General features: G+C 64.0%; 13 protein-coding genes. 7 read left to right on the top strand and 6 right to left on the bottom strand.

Features of this window, described 5'->3' with window-relative positions; genetic code table 11:
- Window position 1: 1 nt before the first annotated feature.
- Genes ACT2B0_RS14125 through ACT2B0_RS14110 form a run of 4 tightly spaced genes read right to left on the bottom strand, consistent with a single transcriptional unit; the run spans window position 2 to window position 4460 of the window.
- Complete coding sequence (locus tag ACT2B0_RS14125; RefSeq protein WP_473458497.1) at window positions 2-2308, bottom strand: xanthine dehydrogenase family protein molybdopterin-binding subunit; 2307 nt, start codon at window positions 2306-2308, stop codon at window positions 2-4.
- On the bottom strand, window positions 2305-2790 hold the full coding sequence (locus ACT2B0_RS14120; RefSeq protein ID WP_473458495.1) for a (2Fe-2S)-binding protein: 486 nt from the start codon (window positions 2788-2790) through the stop codon (window positions 2305-2307). Before ACT2B0_RS14120 ends, ACT2B0_RS14125 begins: the two co-directional genes overlap by 4 nt.
- Window positions 2790-3650 (bottom strand): FAD binding domain-containing protein, encoded by an 861-nt coding sequence (locus tag ACT2B0_RS14115; protein ID WP_473458493.1) that lies wholly within the window; start codon window positions 3648-3650, stop codon window positions 2790-2792. Before ACT2B0_RS14115 ends, ACT2B0_RS14120 begins: the two co-directional genes overlap by 1 nt.
- A 54-nt stretch (window positions 3651-3704) precedes the next feature.
- The gene (locus ACT2B0_RS14110) at window positions 3705-4460 is read right to left on the bottom strand and encodes a GntR family transcriptional regulator (RefSeq protein WP_350149042.1); all 756 of its coding nucleotides are present in this window, start codon (window positions 4458-4460) and stop codon (window positions 3705-3707) included.
- Between the two features lie 436 nt (window positions 4461-4896).
- Between ACT2B0_RS14110 and ACT2B0_RS14105 the strand changes: the two genes are divergently transcribed.
- The 7 genes from ACT2B0_RS14105 to ACT2B0_RS14075 all read left to right on the top strand — a co-directional run bounded on the left by ACT2B0_RS14105 (window position 4897) and on the right by ACT2B0_RS14075 (window position 13074).
- Entirely contained in the window at window positions 4897-6198 is a 1302-nt protein-coding gene (locus ACT2B0_RS14105; RefSeq protein ID WP_473458491.1) for an amidohydrolase family protein, read from the top strand.
- A gap of 87 nt (window positions 6199-6285) precedes the next feature.
- Window positions 6286-7236, top strand: coding sequence for a BMP family protein (locus ACT2B0_RS14100; protein WP_473466004.1), 951 nt, complete (start codon window positions 6286-6288; stop codon window positions 7234-7236).
- Between the two features lie 146 nt (window positions 7237-7382).
- Window positions 7383-8363: a BMP family lipoprotein gene (locus tag ACT2B0_RS14095; protein WP_350149036.1), complete on the top strand. Its 981-nt coding sequence runs from the start codon at window positions 7383-7385 to the stop codon at window positions 8361-8363.
- 139 nt (window positions 8364-8502) lie between these two features.
- Window positions 8503-9540 (top strand): ABC transporter permease, encoded by a 1038-nt coding sequence (locus tag ACT2B0_RS14090; RefSeq protein ID WP_350149034.1) that lies wholly within the window; start codon window positions 8503-8505, stop codon window positions 9538-9540.
- Between the two features lie 7 nt (window positions 9541-9547).
- The gene (locus tag ACT2B0_RS14085; protein ID WP_473458486.1) at window positions 9548-10480 is read left to right on the top strand and encodes an ABC transporter permease; all 933 of its coding nucleotides are present in this window, start codon (window positions 9548-9550) and stop codon (window positions 10478-10480) included.
- 10 nt (window positions 10481-10490) lie between these two features.
- The gene (locus tag ACT2B0_RS14080; protein ID WP_473458484.1) at window positions 10491-12038 is read left to right on the top strand and encodes an ABC transporter ATP-binding protein; all 1548 of its coding nucleotides are present in this window, start codon (window positions 10491-10493) and stop codon (window positions 12036-12038) included.
- A gap of 142 nt (window positions 12039-12180) precedes the next feature.
- A complete protein-coding gene (locus ACT2B0_RS14075; RefSeq protein WP_473458482.1) occupies window positions 12181-13074 on the top strand; it encodes a LysR family transcriptional regulator in 894 nt (297 codons plus the stop codon).
- A gap of 116 nt (window positions 13075-13190) precedes the next feature.
- Here the strand turns inward: ACT2B0_RS14075 and ACT2B0_RS14070 are convergent, their stop codons facing one another.
- Together ACT2B0_RS14070 and ACT2B0_RS14065 are read right to left on the bottom strand one after the other, a co-directional pair.
- Window positions 13191-14315, bottom strand: coding sequence for an S-(hydroxymethyl)glutathione dehydrogenase/class III alcohol dehydrogenase (locus ACT2B0_RS14070; protein ID WP_473458480.1), 1125 nt, complete (start codon window positions 14313-14315; stop codon window positions 13191-13193).
- 123 nt (window positions 14316-14438) lie between these two features.
- The gene (locus tag ACT2B0_RS14065; RefSeq protein WP_473458478.1) at window positions 14439-15086 is read right to left on the bottom strand and encodes a glutathione S-transferase family protein; all 648 of its coding nucleotides are present in this window, start codon (window positions 15084-15086) and stop codon (window positions 14439-14441) included.
- Between the last annotated feature and the right edge of the window lie 7 nt (window positions 15087-15093).

Raw genomic sequence — 15093 nt, 5'->3', positions numbered from 1 at the left:
GTCATGCCTCCTTGCTTTTCGCGCGCAGGGCGTCGAGGACGTTTTCCGGCGTGATCGGGTAGTGGCGGAAGCGCACGCCGACCGCGTCGTGGATGGCGTTGGCGATGGCGGGCCCGATGGCGATGATCGGGTCTTCGCCGACACCCTTGGCGCCCCAGGGGCCGCCCGGATCGGGCGCGGTTTCCAGGATGATCGTGCGGATCGGGGGCATGTCCATCGACAGGGGCATCTTGTAGTCGACGAAGCTCGGATTGAGCGAGCGGCCATTCGTCAGGTCGATCACGTAGTCCTCGCTCAGCGTGTGGCCGATGCCCTGCTGGATGCCGCCCTCGATCTGCCCGGCGGCGGCGACCGGATGGATCACCTTGCCGATCTCGTGCACCGGGATCACCTGGAGGACGGCGACCTCGCCGGTCTCGGTGTCGACCTCGACCTCCACGAAGTGGGCGCCGAAGGAGTAGGATTTGGTCGGCGTATAGGTGCCGACGCCGACAAGCTGGATCGCCGGCATGCCGCGCTGCGGAGCGACCGCCTCGCCGAGCGGGATCGAGCGGTTGGAGCCGTCGGTGCGCATGATGACGCCGTCGACGATCGTCAGATCCTCGGGGGCGGCCTCGAGCATCGGCGCCGCGTGGGCCAGCACCTGGCGGCGCACGTCGGCGGCCGCGATCTGGGCGGCGCGGCCACCCATATAGGTGGTGTGGCTGGCGAATGCGCCGATGTCCCAGGGCACCACGTCGGTGTCGCCCTGGACGACGGCGATGTCCTCGAACGGCACGCCGAGCTCCTCGGCGACGATCTGCGACAGCGCGGTGTGGGCGCCGGTGCCGAGGCCGGCCGTGCCGGTCAGGAGCGTGACCGTGCCGTCCTCGTTCATTTTTACGATGGCGTTGCCCTGTTCCTTGATGCCGGGATAGGCGCTGGAACCGTGCATTTCGCAGCCGATGCCCCAGCCGCGACGCTTGACACCGTCGCCCTTCGGGGCCTTGCGCACCGTGTACCAGTCGCTTTCGGCCATGCCGCGGCGGATGCAATCCTCCAGGCCGTGGCCGACGATGGGATGGTTGGACGGCGCGATGTCGCCTTCGCGGACCGCGTTCTTCAGCTTGAACTCGGCCGGATCGAAGCCCAGCCTTTCGGCCGCCTCGTCGACCTGCAGGTCGATGGCGAAGTAAGTCTGGACCACGCCGTAGCCGCGAAAGGCGCCGGCGATCGGCGTGTTGGTGTAGATGGCGCGGCCTTCCAGATGAATGTTGTCGCAACGGTAAAGCGAGGTCATCGCCGCCGTGCCGACATTGGTCACGCCCGGGCTGTGCGAGCCATAGGCGCCGGAATTGAAGACCACACGCGCCTGGCGCGCGGTGATGCGGCCGTCCTTGGTGAACCCCTGCTTGAGCCAGATCTTGCCGGGATGACGCGACCGGCCGCCGAAGAAGGTCTCCTTGCGGGTGAACTCCATGCGGACCGGACGCGCGGTCTCGCGGGCGAGCAGGGCCGACAGGAATTCGTGCTGGAACAGGTCCTGCTTGGCGCCGAACCCGCCGCCCATGTGGTCGACCACGACGCGGACCTTGTTCAGCGGGATGCCGAGCACCTCGGCCAGCGCGCCGCGCACCATGAAGGCAGTCTGGGTCGAACTCCAGATGGTGAGCTTGCCGTTGCCGTCCCACTGGGTGACGCAGATATTGGGCTCCATATAGGCGGCGGTCGGGCGGCCGAGATCGTATTCCCCCTCCACGATGAGGTCGGCCTCGGCGAAGCCCTGGTCGATGTCGCCGCGTTCCACGATCACCGGCGGCAGCACGTTGTTTTTGTCCAGGCCGTTGTCGTGGATCGCTGGCGCGTCGGGTTTCAAGGCGTTCTCGACGGTGAAGACGGCCGGCAGCGGCTCGTATTCGACCTTAATCAGGCCGAGCGCTTCTTCGGCGATTTCTTCGGTGACGGCCGCGACCGCCGCCACGCCCTCGCCCCAGTAGCGAACGCGATCGTCGAGGATGTACTGATCCTTGGTGACGGAGGCCGAGCGCGGATGCGGCGAGCCGTAGTGCAGGACGCGCGGCACGTTCTCGTGGGTGAGTACGGCCTTGACGCCCTTGAGCGCCAGCGCCTTGGACGTGTCGATCGACTTGATGCGGGCATGGGCGATGTCGCAGCGCTTGATCTTGCCGTGCAGCATGCCGGGCAGAATGATGTCGCCGGCATAGACAGCCGTGCCGGTGACCTTTTCCAGCGTGTCGGAGCGCTTGACGCTCTTGCCGACGACCGAGAAAGTCTGCTTGGTCGCGACGGGTAGGTCGTGAATGGTCATTGCGCCCTCGCTTTGTTCAATTCCTCAGCCGCATCCTGAACGGCCTTGATGATCTTGGTGTAACCGGTGCAGCGGCAGATGTTGCCGGCCAGCGCGAAGCGGATCTCGTCCTCGCTGGGGGCGGGGTTCTCGTCAAGCAGGGCCTTGGCCATCATGACGATGCCGGGTGTGCAGAAACCGCACTGCGCGCCGCCGTGTTCCATGAACTTTTCCTGCAGCAGATGCGGCCTGTCGGGCCCATGCTGCAGGCCCTCGATGGTGAGGATGTCGGCGCCCTCGGCCTCGACAGCCAGCACCAGGCATGCATTGACGGGCTTGCCGTTCATAATGACGGTGCAGGCGCCGCAGTCGCCGACGTCGCAGCCCTTCTTGGTGCCGGTCAAGCCGCCTTCGGCGCGCAGCACGTCGAGCAGGGTGCGGTTGGCGGGCGAGGGCAACTCGTGCTCCTCTCCGTTGACGGTCATTGTGACGATACGGGTCATCAAACTTCTCCCATGGCCTGGCCAATGGCGCGCCGGGTCAAGACGCCGACCATGTCGCGGCGATAGGCGGCGCTGGCGCGCACATTGCTGATCGGTGTGGACTCCGCCATCGCGGCATCGGCGATCGCGGCGAAGGCGGCCGGGTCGATGGCGCGGCCGCGCAGAAGCGCCTCGGCGTTGCGGGCGCGGATCGGTGTGGGGGCGACCGCGCCAAGCGCGATGCGGATTTCGGTGCAGGTGTCGCCCTCGCGCTCGAGACTGACGGCAACGCCTACGGTGGCGAGCTCCATCGCCTTGCGCCGGCCGTGCTTGATATAGGCCCGGCCGCTTTGCGGGCGCGATGGCGGCACCGAGATGCCGGTGACGATGTCGCCGGGCACCAGGACGGTGCGGCCCGGTCCGGTGAACAGATCCTCGATCGCAATCTGCCGCTCGCTGCCCTGATTGTAGACGGACAGTGAAGCACCGTCGGCAATCAGCGGCGGAATGGTGTCGGCCGACGGCGAGGCGCGGCAGACATTGCCGACCACCGTGGCGCGGTTGCGGACCTGGATCGAGCCAAGAGCACTGACGGCCGTGCGCAGATTGGGATAGTGCTCGATCACCGGCGCCCAGATTTCCAGTTCGCGCGCCGTGACAAGGGCGCCGAAGCGCAGGCCGGTCTTGGCGTCGTGGGAATAGTCCTGCAGGCCGGGAAGCTTCTTGATGTCGACGACATGGACCGGCTTGCGCAACTCCTCCTTGATCTCGACCAGAAGGTCGGTGCCGCCAGCGATGATGCTGGCCTCGGAGCCGAGTTCTGCCATGAGCGCGGACGCTTCCTCGAGGGTTTCCGGCTGGTAATATTCAAAGCGTCTCATCTCGGTTCCATCCCTTCAGGCATTTGTTCTCTAGTGATTTTTTGGGCGGCGCGGTCACGCGGGCCGGGGCCGCGGGTCCTCGTCAACGTCTTCTGCGCCGACCACCTTCAAGGCGCTGTCGCGGTCGGTGCGAAGTTCGAGCTCGAGCTCGCGCAGATGCTCGGTGTTGAGGCGGGCCGCCTCCGCGCCGTCGCCGCGCGCCAGCGCGTCGGCGATCCGCTGGTGTGCCTCGTTGCCGCAAAAACGCGACTTACGCGCCTCGCGCGTCCACGACAGCAACGGTTGGCGATTGATGAGATCGCGCACGAAACCGGTCAGGACGTCATTGCCGGAGAGCTCGGCGACAAGCAGATGAAAACGCCGCGACAGGTGCCGGGCCTCTTCCATGCGCCCGGCCTCGTAGGCGGCGTGTTCTTCGTCGATGAAGGCGGCAAGTTTGGCGCGCCCGGCATCGTCGAGCGAATGTGCAAGAATGTCGAGCACCGCCGCCTCGATCACGATACGCGCCTCGAAGATCTGTCTTGCCTCCTCAGGCGAACACATTGCGATTGTCGCGCCCTTGTTGGGGCTGAGCTCGACAAGACCGGCATGGGCAAGCGTAAGCAATCCATTACGGATGGCGGAGCGGCTGGCGCCGGCATAGTTGGCGAGTTCGCGTTCGATCAGCCGCGTGCCCGGCGCAATCCGATGGCCAAGGATCGCTTCGACCACGGCGCTCACGACACGTTCTTCGGCTTCCGGTCCGCTCATGGATGCGCCCGGGGTCGCGGCGCTGTGGCCAGGCTTGATTCGAAAGGGGGATTCCGACATGCGATCTCCGTTCCAATTGTCGACAATTTATTCTGTAAGTACAGATTGTCAACAAAAAATCATTCAACGAAAAAATATCATTAATATCAATATGTTAAATGAATGGTGTGTAGATATCGATCTGTCTTTCCAAAATCATTCGGCTATTTCAAGTATCTATAGATATAAAATATCGTAAACAAAAATAGATAGGTGGAGTAGTGAGAAATGGTTTGTCATAAAACTCATCTTTTGGAGGGGGGCTGCTTGATTTTGTATGGAAGTTGGTTTTCTCTCTGTGCCACCTTTCAGTATTCGTGCGATCGGCCGCGGCCGCGGGTCTGGCGGCCATTCATTCACAATTCGAAAGAATTTATCTGGATAATGAATTTGCCTAATCAATGGGCCGGGCGATATCGTTTCCGTCGATGGTGAAAGCCAGGAAAGGGAGTTCTGGATGCTGGCAAACGGCAGTGCGCGTTATCCTCAAGCCGGCCGCGCCTATGTGTTGCGGGGCGGGCGTGTCGTCACGACTGCTCACGACATAGGCGAAGTCGATATCCTGGTCGGCGCGGATGGGCGCATCGCACGGATTGGCGAGGGGCTGGCCGAACCTGGCGCCGATATCGTGGATATCTCCGGCAAGTTGGTGACGTGCGGCCTCGTCGACTCTCATCAGCATCTCGACAAAACCGGTGTGTTGCGGTTTACGCCGAACCCGTCGGGCACTCTGCAGGGTGCGCGCGAGGCCTTTGCCAAATATGCCCGCAACGCGCCGCCTGACGACATTACGCGTCGCGCCGAGCGCACCATGGCGCGCTGCCTGTCGCGCGGGACGACCGCGATCCGTAGCCACATCAATGTCGACAAGGATGCCGGTTTCAACGGGATCGAGGCGCTCTCGGCGCTACGCGGCGGCTGGGCGGACCGGTTGACGCTGCAGCTGGTGGCGTTCATGACCCCGCATCCCGGGCAGGATCTTGAATGGCTTGAAGCCAATATCGACGCGGCCGTAGAGAAGGCGGATGTGGTCGGCGGCACCCCGGCCGTGGCCGAGGATCCCTATCGCTACATGGACATCCTGTTCGGCGCGGCTGCCCGTCACGGCAAACCGGTCGATCTGCATCTCGACGAACATCTCAACCCGCAGCGGCCGCTGTTCGACGCGGTCTTCGACCGGGTGCGCAAATTCGGGCTCGAGGGCCGCACGGTGCTGAGCCATGTCTCGGTGTTGAGCGCGATGCCGCGCGACGCCTTCGAGCGCGTCCGCGACGAGATCCTCGAGCTTGACCTCGGCGTCGTCACATTGCCGGCGGCCAATCTCTATCTGCAGGGGCGCGACGCGGACATGCTGCCGCCGAGGGGGCTGACGCGCGTGGCCGAGCTTGTGCGCGCCGGCGTCCCGATCGCGACCGCGTCGGACAATATCCAGGACCCGTTCGTGCCGACCGGTGCCGGCGACATGCTGGAAATCGGCCGCTGGACGCTGCTTGCCGGCCATTTGCGCGGTGACGAACTGAAGACCGTCTATTCGATGATGACCGATATCCCGGCCCGTTTGATGGGTTTGGGGGCGGATTACGGCCTCCGGGAGGGGGCGTTCGCCGATCTGTTGATCACCGATTGCGCCGATGTCGACACGTTGGTTGCCGGCGGCGCCGACGCGATGACGGTGATCGCCAAGGGTAAACCCGTTTTCGAGACGGCCTCCAGGCCGGTCGCGGGAGACGAGCACCGCCAACCGGCGGGAAGCGGCTGACCGGCATCCGACTGGAGCCGGGACGCATGATGAAAGAAATCTGGGAGGAGCATCATGACTATTACTAGACGCAGCTATATTGCGGGCATGGCCGTCGCGGCCGCGGTCACCATGTCGTTGCCGACGGCAGCCTGGGCCGATACGCTGAAGATGGGACTGCTGGTGCCGGGCAGTGTCTCGGAGGAGGGCTGGAACCGCATCGGCTACAACGCGCTGAAAGGCGTGGAGAAGGAACTGGGCGCGCAGGTCAGCTATGTCGAGCTGCAGCAGAATCCGGCCTCTTTCGAAAAGGCGTTTCGCGATTATGCCAGCCAGGGCTACGACATCATTCTGGGGCATGGTTTCGAGTTCCAGGATTCCGCCCTCGATGTGGCGCCGGACTATCCCGACACCGTCTTTCTGATCTCTTCGAGCCATATCTACGAAGGCAACGTGATCGGTCTCAACACCGATACCAGCCAGCCCTTCTACCTGATGGGCTTGGTCGCGGCGAAGATGGGCAAGAAGGCCGGCCTCGTGGGCGGCATGGAAATCCCGCCGATTCAGCAGGCCTTCGAGGGCTTCAAGAATGGTGCCCGAAGCGTCGATCCCGACTTCCCGATCAGCGAGGCCTATATCGGCAATTTCTCCGACACCACGGCCACCAAGGAAGCCGCGCTCAGCATGATCGCGCAAGGTGTTGACTTCCTGATGCCGAATGCGTCGGGCGCCACGATCGGCGGCTACCAGGCGATCGCGGAAGCAGGCAAGAATGTCGGGACGTTCAGCATCTTCAGTGATTTCACCGAAGTCGCGCCCGATCATATTCTGGGCCTCTACGTCGCCGACTACGCCCAGGGCGTGGTGAAGGTGGCGCGGATGATCCAGGAGGGTGACGTGCCGACCCAGAACTACGAGTTCGGCCTCAAGGATCCCGAGGTGATGAAGTTCACGTTCCGCGATGACGTCAAGAACCCGGTTCCGGCCGACATTCGCGCCGCCGTCGAAGAGGTCCGGGCGAAGATCGCAGCCGGCGAGATCCAGACGCGCGCACGCTGAGGTTTATCCGCAAAGCCGGCATCCGGCTTTGCGGACGGATCCTGCCACAGCAGGCAGAACGAACGCGGAGGGCGCGCAGGGCGCGCCCTCTTGGCCGCGGCGCAGGCTGCCGCGCCGTTCCACGTCATGATGAGGGAGAGAGCGTCATGAAGCTATCGAGGAGGGTCTGTCTGGCGGCCTTGGCCGGCGCTGCCCTGGCCGGCACTGCTGGACCCGCGCTTGCGGAAACCTTCAAAATGGGCCTGCTCGTTCCGGGCAGCGTTGCCGAGGAGGGCTGGAACCGGATCGCCTACGACGCGCTCCTGCGGGTCGAAAAGGAACTCGACGCCGATGTCAGCTATGTCGAGCTGCACGAAAATCCGTCGGCGTTCGAAAATGCGTTCCGCAACTATGCCAGCCAGGGCTACGACGTTGTGCTGGGCCATGGTTTCCAGTTTCAGGACGCCGCGCTGACGGTGGCGGCAGACTTTCCCGATACGGTTTTCCTGATTTCGTCGAGCCACGTCTTCGACGGCAACGTGATCGGTCTCAACACCGATTCCAGCGAACCGTTTTATCTCATGGGCGTGATCGCGGCGATGACCGGCACCTCGGCGGGACTGGTCGGCGGGCTCGAGATACCGCCGATCACGCAGTCCTTCGAGGGTTTCGTCAACGGCGCGCGCAGTGTCGATCCGGACTATCCGATCGCGCAGATTTACGTCGGCAGCTTCACCGATTCCACAGCGGCCAAGGAGGCCGCGGTCGGGATGATCGCGCGTGGCGCCAATATCGTGGTGCCCAACGCCAACGCGGCCGGTCTCGGCGTCGTGCAGGCGGCGCGCGAGGCGGGACCGGACATCCAGACCTTCAGCGTCTATTCCGACTATACCGAGGCGGCGCCCGAAAACACGCTCGGCGTCTATGTGGCCGATTACGGCCAGGGCATCGTGCGCATCGTCTCGCAGATTCAAGACGGCGAGTTCGAGGCCTCCGGCAATATCGTTTTCGGCCTCAAAGACACCGACGTGATGACGTTCTCCTACAACGACCATTCCGCCCGCCCGGTGCCGGACGCGATCCGCCGCAAGGTGGAGGAAGTCAAGAACGCCATTATCGCCGGCGAAATTGCCACCCGCGCCGAATAGCCCACCACCTGCACGGACAGGGCGCGATTTTTGCGCCCGGTACCGCGCTTTCGCGAGTTTTTCGAACGACGACAGGATCATGGCAAACATCGAAAACGAGCGGCCAGGCGCCGCGGATACCGATCTTATGGGACATGCCATGAGTATTTTGGTTCGGATCGCCCAGGCGATCGCACTACCCGCCGCGGCGGTTCTGGTTGCACTCATCCTTGGCGCCATTTTGTTGAGCCTGAACGGCTTTAACGGCTGGGACGTGTTTACGGTCATGATCGTGGGGGTGTTGCAAGACACACGCTCGATCGCCGAGATCCTGCTGAAGTCGATCCCGCTGATCCTGATCGGCGTCGGGCTTTGCGTGGCCTTTCGCTGCAGTATCTGGAACATCGGCGCGGAGGGGCAGCTCTATGCCGGCGCGGTTGCAGCGACAGTCGTCGGCGTTGCCTTCGAGGGCCTGACGCCCTGGATCTACGTGCCGCTGATTATGGTTGCCGGCGCGCTTGCCGGCGCGGCCTGGGCCGGCATTGCCGGCTTGCTCAAGGTCTATTTCCGCGCCAGCGAGATCGTGACCACGATCATGCTCAACTATATCGCGCTGATCGGAACCAGCTATCTGGTGACCGGCCCGCTGCGCGACGCCGCCTCGGCCTATCCGCAGTCGGCGCGGCTGTTGAAGGAGGCGTGGATGCCGCGCATCCTGCCGCCGACGCGGCTGCATATCGGCATCCTGGTCGCCGTCGCGCTGGCCATCGCCTTCTATATCTTCTTGTTCCGCAGCAGCGCCGGTTATGCCGTGCGCGTGGTGGGCATCAACGCCAATGCAGCGCGCTATGCGGGCATCAATGTCGGCCGCAACATCATGATCGCGATCTGCATCAGCGGCGGCATGGCCGGGCTGGCCGGCGCGTTCGAGGTCGCGGGCGTCACCCGCCGGCTCTACCAGAACATTTCGCCCGGTTACGGCTTCGAGGGCATCGCGGTCGCGCTTCTGGCCAACAACAATCCGATCGGGGCGATTTTTTCCGGCGGGCTGTTTGCCATACTGCGTTCCGGGTCCGAGCTGATGCAGATCACCGCCCAGGTGCCGCAGGTTCTGGTGTCGGTGATCCAGGGCATGGTCATTCTCTCGGTCGTCGCCTTCGGCGTCTACCGGTTCCGTTCCGCCTCCCGTTCGCAGTAGGTTCATCATGGAAGACGTCGCGACACTCGGTTTCATCGCCACCACGATCGGCGCCACCTGGCGCCTGGCGACTCCGCTGATCTTCGCCGCGATCGGCGAGGTGTTTTCGGAACGCGCCGGCGTGCTCAATATCGGGCTGGAGGGTGTGATGCTGGTCGGGGCCTTCGTCGGCTTCGCCACCATGTTCACCTATGGCAGCCTGCCGCTCGGGCTGGCCTCGGCGATCGCCGCCGGCATGGTCGTCGGGCTGCTGTTTGCGTTTTTCACCATCACCATCAAGGCCGATCAGATCGTGGTCGGCGCGGCGATAAACCTGCTCGGCATGGGGCTGACCGCCTTCTTGTTCCGTACCTATTTCGTCGGCACCGGCCGCGGGGTGGAGATCGCGCAGCCGCTCGACATTCCCGGCCTCAGCGACCTGCCGTTCTTCGGCGAGGCGTTCTTTCGTCACAACGCGATCGTCTACAGCACGGTGCTGGTGGTGCTGCTTGCGGTGGTGGTGTTGTACAAAACATCGTTCGGCCTGACCCTGCGCGCCGTCGGCGAGCATCCCAAGGCGGTCGACGTGGTCGGACGCAGCGTTGCCGCCTATCGCTACGGCGCTGTCATGATCGGCACCGGGCTTGCCGGTCTCGGCGGCGCGTTCTTGACCCTTGGCCATTCCAACCAGTTCGTCGAAAACATCACCTCCGGCCGCGGCTTCATCGCGCTGGCCGTGGTCGTGTTCGCGCGCTGGTCGCCGGTGGGTGCGTTCTTCGTCGCGATGCTGTTCGGCCTGTTCTATGCGCTCCAGCTCCAGCTTCAGGCGCAGCCGGCTCTCAACATTCCCTATCAGGCCCTGCAAGCCCTGCCTTACGTGATGACCATCGTCGCGCTGGTGATGGTGCGCAACAAGGGCGACACGCCGAAGATGCTCGGCGTTCCCTACAACAAAGCCTGAGGCGGGACCGATGAACACACAACCCTTCCTTCGCATGGACAATATCCACAAGCGCTTTGGCGATCTTGTCGCCAGCGGCGGCGTCACGCTCGAGGTGGAAGAAAACGAGATTCATTCCCTGCTCGGCGAGAACGGCGCCGGCAAGAGCGTGTTGATGAATATTTTATGCGGGGTCCTGTCTCCCAACGAAGGCCAGATCGTCTACAAGGGCGCGCCGTTGCGGCTGGGCTCTCCGCGCGAGGCGATCCGGCATGGCATCGGCATGGTGCATCAGCACTTCATGCTGGTGCCCAACCTGACGGTGGCGGAAAACTACGTTCTCGGCCAGGGCATGCCGACGCGCGTGATCACCGATATGGGCGAGGTGTATGCGCGAATCCGCGGATTGTCAGAACGCTACGGACTGGATGTGCGTCCCGACGCGCTGATCCAGGATCTCTCGGTCGGCGAACAGCAGCGGGTCGAGATCCTCAAAGTGCTGTTTCACGGCATCGATCTCCTGATACTCGACGAGCCGACCGCGGTGTTGACGCCGCAGGAGACCGACCGCTTGCTGGTGCTGTTGCGCGACCTCGTGAAGGACGGCAAGACGGTGATCTTCATCTCGCACAAGCTCGACGAGGTGATGACGGTCAGCGACCGGGTCAGTGTGATGCGCGACGCCAAGGTGGTGTTCACGACACGGGCCGCCGATACCAATCCGCGCGAACTGGCGCGCATGATGGTCGGTCGCGACGTGCTGATGGAGCTGCCGCGCACGAACCGGACGCCGGGCCGCACCGTGCTTTCCGTCGACGGGCTGAGTTGCGACAACGAGATCGGTCTGCCGGCGGTGCGCAACGTCTCGCTCGAAGTCCGCGAAGGCGAGATCGTCGGCATTGCCGGGGTGTCCGGCAACGGGCAGAGCGAACTCGCGCTTGCCATGACCGGCCTGCTGCCGGTGACCTCCGGCACGATCTCGCTCAATGGCGAGGAGATCAGCCGGCTGCGACCGGGCGAGGTCAATCGGCGGCCGATCGGGCATGTTCCCGAGGATCGCCACAAGATGGGGATCGTCTTGCCGCTGGCGCTGACGGAAAACGTTCTGCTGCAACGCTACAACAGGCCGCCCTTCGCCAGGCACGGGCTGTTGAAATTCGGGACGATCGCCGAGCACACACGCGACCTGATCCGCCGGTTCCGGGTCAAGGCGTCCGGCGAGTTCGATCTGATCCAGAACCTGTCCGGCGGCAACCAGCAAAAGCTGGTTGTGGCGCGCGAGCTTGCCCGTGATCCCGATTTCCTGCTGATCAACCAGCTGACCCGCGGCATCGATATCGGCGCCATGGAGCTGGTCATGCAGGAGGTGCTCAAACAGCGCGAGGCGGGCCGGGCGATCCTTTTGATCTCGACCGAACTGGAGGAGTTGTTCGCAATTTGCGACCGCATCCTGGTGATGTTTCATGGCGAGTTGGTCGGCGAGTTGCCGCCCGACCGGAACCGTATCGAGGAAATGGGTCTGCTGATGGCCGGCGACAGGCAGGAAGCGGCTCAACTGGCAGCGGCGCGGGTCCAATGAAGGGGCGCACGCGGCACTCTCATTCAAAATTCGAAACAATTTCGCGAATATTGTCGGATTGAAAATCAATCGCGATAGCGTCACCCTGCCGGATGGAGATGGCCGCGACGGCCATCGGACCCAGCAGGACGGAACCCGCCGTGTGAATGTAACGCTTCGCCAGATCCAGGCCTTCGTCGCCGTGGCGGAGCTTGGCCGCTTCAACCTTGCCGCCGGCCGGCTGAACCTGACCCAGTCGGCGATCAGCATCCTGATCAAGGAGCTGGAGACCGAGCTCAGGCAGAGGCTGTTCGACCGCCATACCCGCATGGTCAGCCTGACGGGGGCGGGGCGCGAGTTCTTTCCCCAGGCCCGCAAGGTGCTGGAGGACCTCGAGATCGCGGTCGACAGCGTGCACGAACTGGCCTCGCTGCGGCGCGGACGGGTGCTCGTCGCCTCGGCGATCGTTTTGGCCGCCACCTTCCTGCCGCCGGTGATCGCCCGGTTCAACCGGCGCTATCCCGATATCAGCGTGCAGGTGCGCGACATGCCGGAGGAGGAGATCCGTCCGGCCTTGAAGCGCAACGAGGTCGATCTCGCCATCGGGACGGTCGCCGACGAGGACCCGGAGGTGGAATCCACCCACATGATGCGCGACCGGCTGATGCTGGTGTGCCGGGCCGACCACCGTTTCGCGCGCCAGAAGAACGTGCGCTGGTCGGATCTGTCCGGCGAGGCGCTGATTGCGCTGGCGAAGGAAAACCCGCTGCGCGATCTCGTCGACCGGGCATTGCTGCGCGTGGCGCCGGATATCCGCCCATCCTACGAGGTGCGGTTTTCAACCACCGCGATCAGCATGATCGCGGCCGGGCTGGGCGTGTCCGTGTTGCCGGAAAACGCCCGTCAGCTCGCGCCGCTGGTCGACGTCAAGGTGATGGAGCTGGTCGAGCCGGCGATCAGCCGCGACGTCTCGGTGCTTCAGCACCGACAGCGCGCCCTGTCGCCCGTCGCCCAGAAAATGAAGGAATATCTGCTTGAGGCCGAACGCGAGCGCTGAGGCCGGGCGAGGGCGGGCACCTGAGCCGAAACAGGCCCGCCGGGGCGTTTTGGCACGCGGTTGCGTAACGCCGCCGGCGGGTTCTGGCCGGGATGGGGGCTTGCGGCTTCTTTGGCTCAGAACACGACGACGCTTCGGATGCTTTCGCCCTTGTGCATGAGATCGAAGCCTGTGTTGATCTCGTCGAGGGTGAGCGTGTGGGTGATCATCGGGTCGATCTCGATCTTGCCGTCCATGTACCAGTCGACGATCTTCGGCACGTCGGTGCGGCCCCTGGCGCCGCCGAAGGCGGTGCCTTTCCAGGTGCGGCCGGTGACGAGCTGGAACGGCCGTGTGGAAATCTCCTGGCCGGCGCCGGCGACCCCGATGACGATGCTCTCGCCCCAGCCGCGATGGGCGCTTTCCAGCGCCTGGCGCATCACCTTGACATTGCCGGTGCAGTCGAACGTGTAGTCGGCCCCGCCGATCTGGTCGGCGCCGCGCTTGGTCATGTTGACGATCTCGGCCACCACGTCGTCCACTTCCGTCGGGTTGACGAAATGCGTCATGCCGAATTTCTCGCCCCATGCCTTCTTGTCGTTGTTGAGGTCGACGCCGATGATCCGGTCGGCGCCGGCCAGCCGCAGGCCCTGGATGACGTTCAGCCCGATGCCGCCGAGCCCGAACACGGCCGCCGTGGCGCCGATCTCGACCTTTGCCGTGTTGAGGACGGCGCCGATGCCGGTGGTGACCCCGCAGCCGATATAGCAGATCTTGTCGAACGGGGCGTCGGGATGGACCTTGGCCAGCGCGATCTCGGGCAGCACGGTGAAGTTCGAAAAGGTCGAACAGCCCATATAATGGTGGATCTTGTCCTTGCCGATCGAGAACCGGCTGGTGCCGTCGGGCATCAGGCCTTGCCCTTGCGTGGCGCGGATCGCGGTGCACAGATTGGTCTTCTGCGACAGGCAGGACGGGCACTGGCGGCATTCGGGCGTATAAAGCGGGATGACGTGGTCGCCCTTTTTCAGGCTTTCCACGCCCGGCCCGACATCGACCACGACGCCCGCGCCCTCATGGCCGAGGATCGCGGGAAAGATCCCCTCCGGATCGGCGCCCGACAGCGTGAACTCGTCGGTGTGGCAGATGCCCGTCGCCTTGATCTCCACCAGAACCTCGCCGGCGCGCGGCCCCTCAAGATCGACCTCCATCACCTCGAGCGGCTTGCCCGCCCCAACCGCAACCGCCGCAAATGTCTTCATGGCCATAGTCCTCTTCGATCATATCATTAGGGGTTTGGGGATGGCGCGGCGCTGCGCGGCCCGCGTCATCCCTTAAAGCGCGGAACGGTCGGAAAATCGATTCCCGTCCGTGGTGCCGATACCTTAAGCCGCACGTGCCCGGCTGGCCGGGAAGATACCCGACATGACGATGAAGCCGTCAACCCGCTTGAGCCGGTCGCACCAGCGCCGGATCGCCGGATAATCCTGGCGGGACACGCCGCCTTCCTCCGACAGCATCACATAGGGAAAGCAGGCGATGTCGGCGATGGTGGGATGCGAGGCGCCGCACAGCCAGTCGCGGCCCTCCTGCTCACCGAACCACAAATGTTCGTCGAGGATGCGGAACAGGCGGTGTGCGCCGGCACGGCAGGCGTCGATGTCGACATCGTAGAACAGGCCGTCATGCAGCCTGGCGGCGGACGCCGTCGCGGTGATGCCGTCGGCAAACGCCAGCCACTGGCTGATCTCGCCCAGAAGCCTGGGGTCGTCGCGCGGATACCACGTGCCGGACGGGTCGTAGCGCGCGGCCAGATAGACCAGGATCGCCTGGGCATCGCGCAGCACCAGTCCGTCATCGTCGACAACCGGAAGCTGGCCGAGCGGGTTCAGGCGCAGGAACCAGTCCGATTTGTGCTCGCGGCCGGGATAGAAATCGACCGGCACTGTCTCGTAGTTGACGCCAAGAATGCTCATCAAGAGCCGCAGCTTGTAGCAATTGCCGGAAAGTTCGTAATCGTAGAGCTTGATCATCCGCCTC

The organism is Nitratireductor sp. J20-h4 (assembly GCF_056780505.1).
This window is presented reverse-complemented; position numbering and strand designations above follow the sequence as displayed.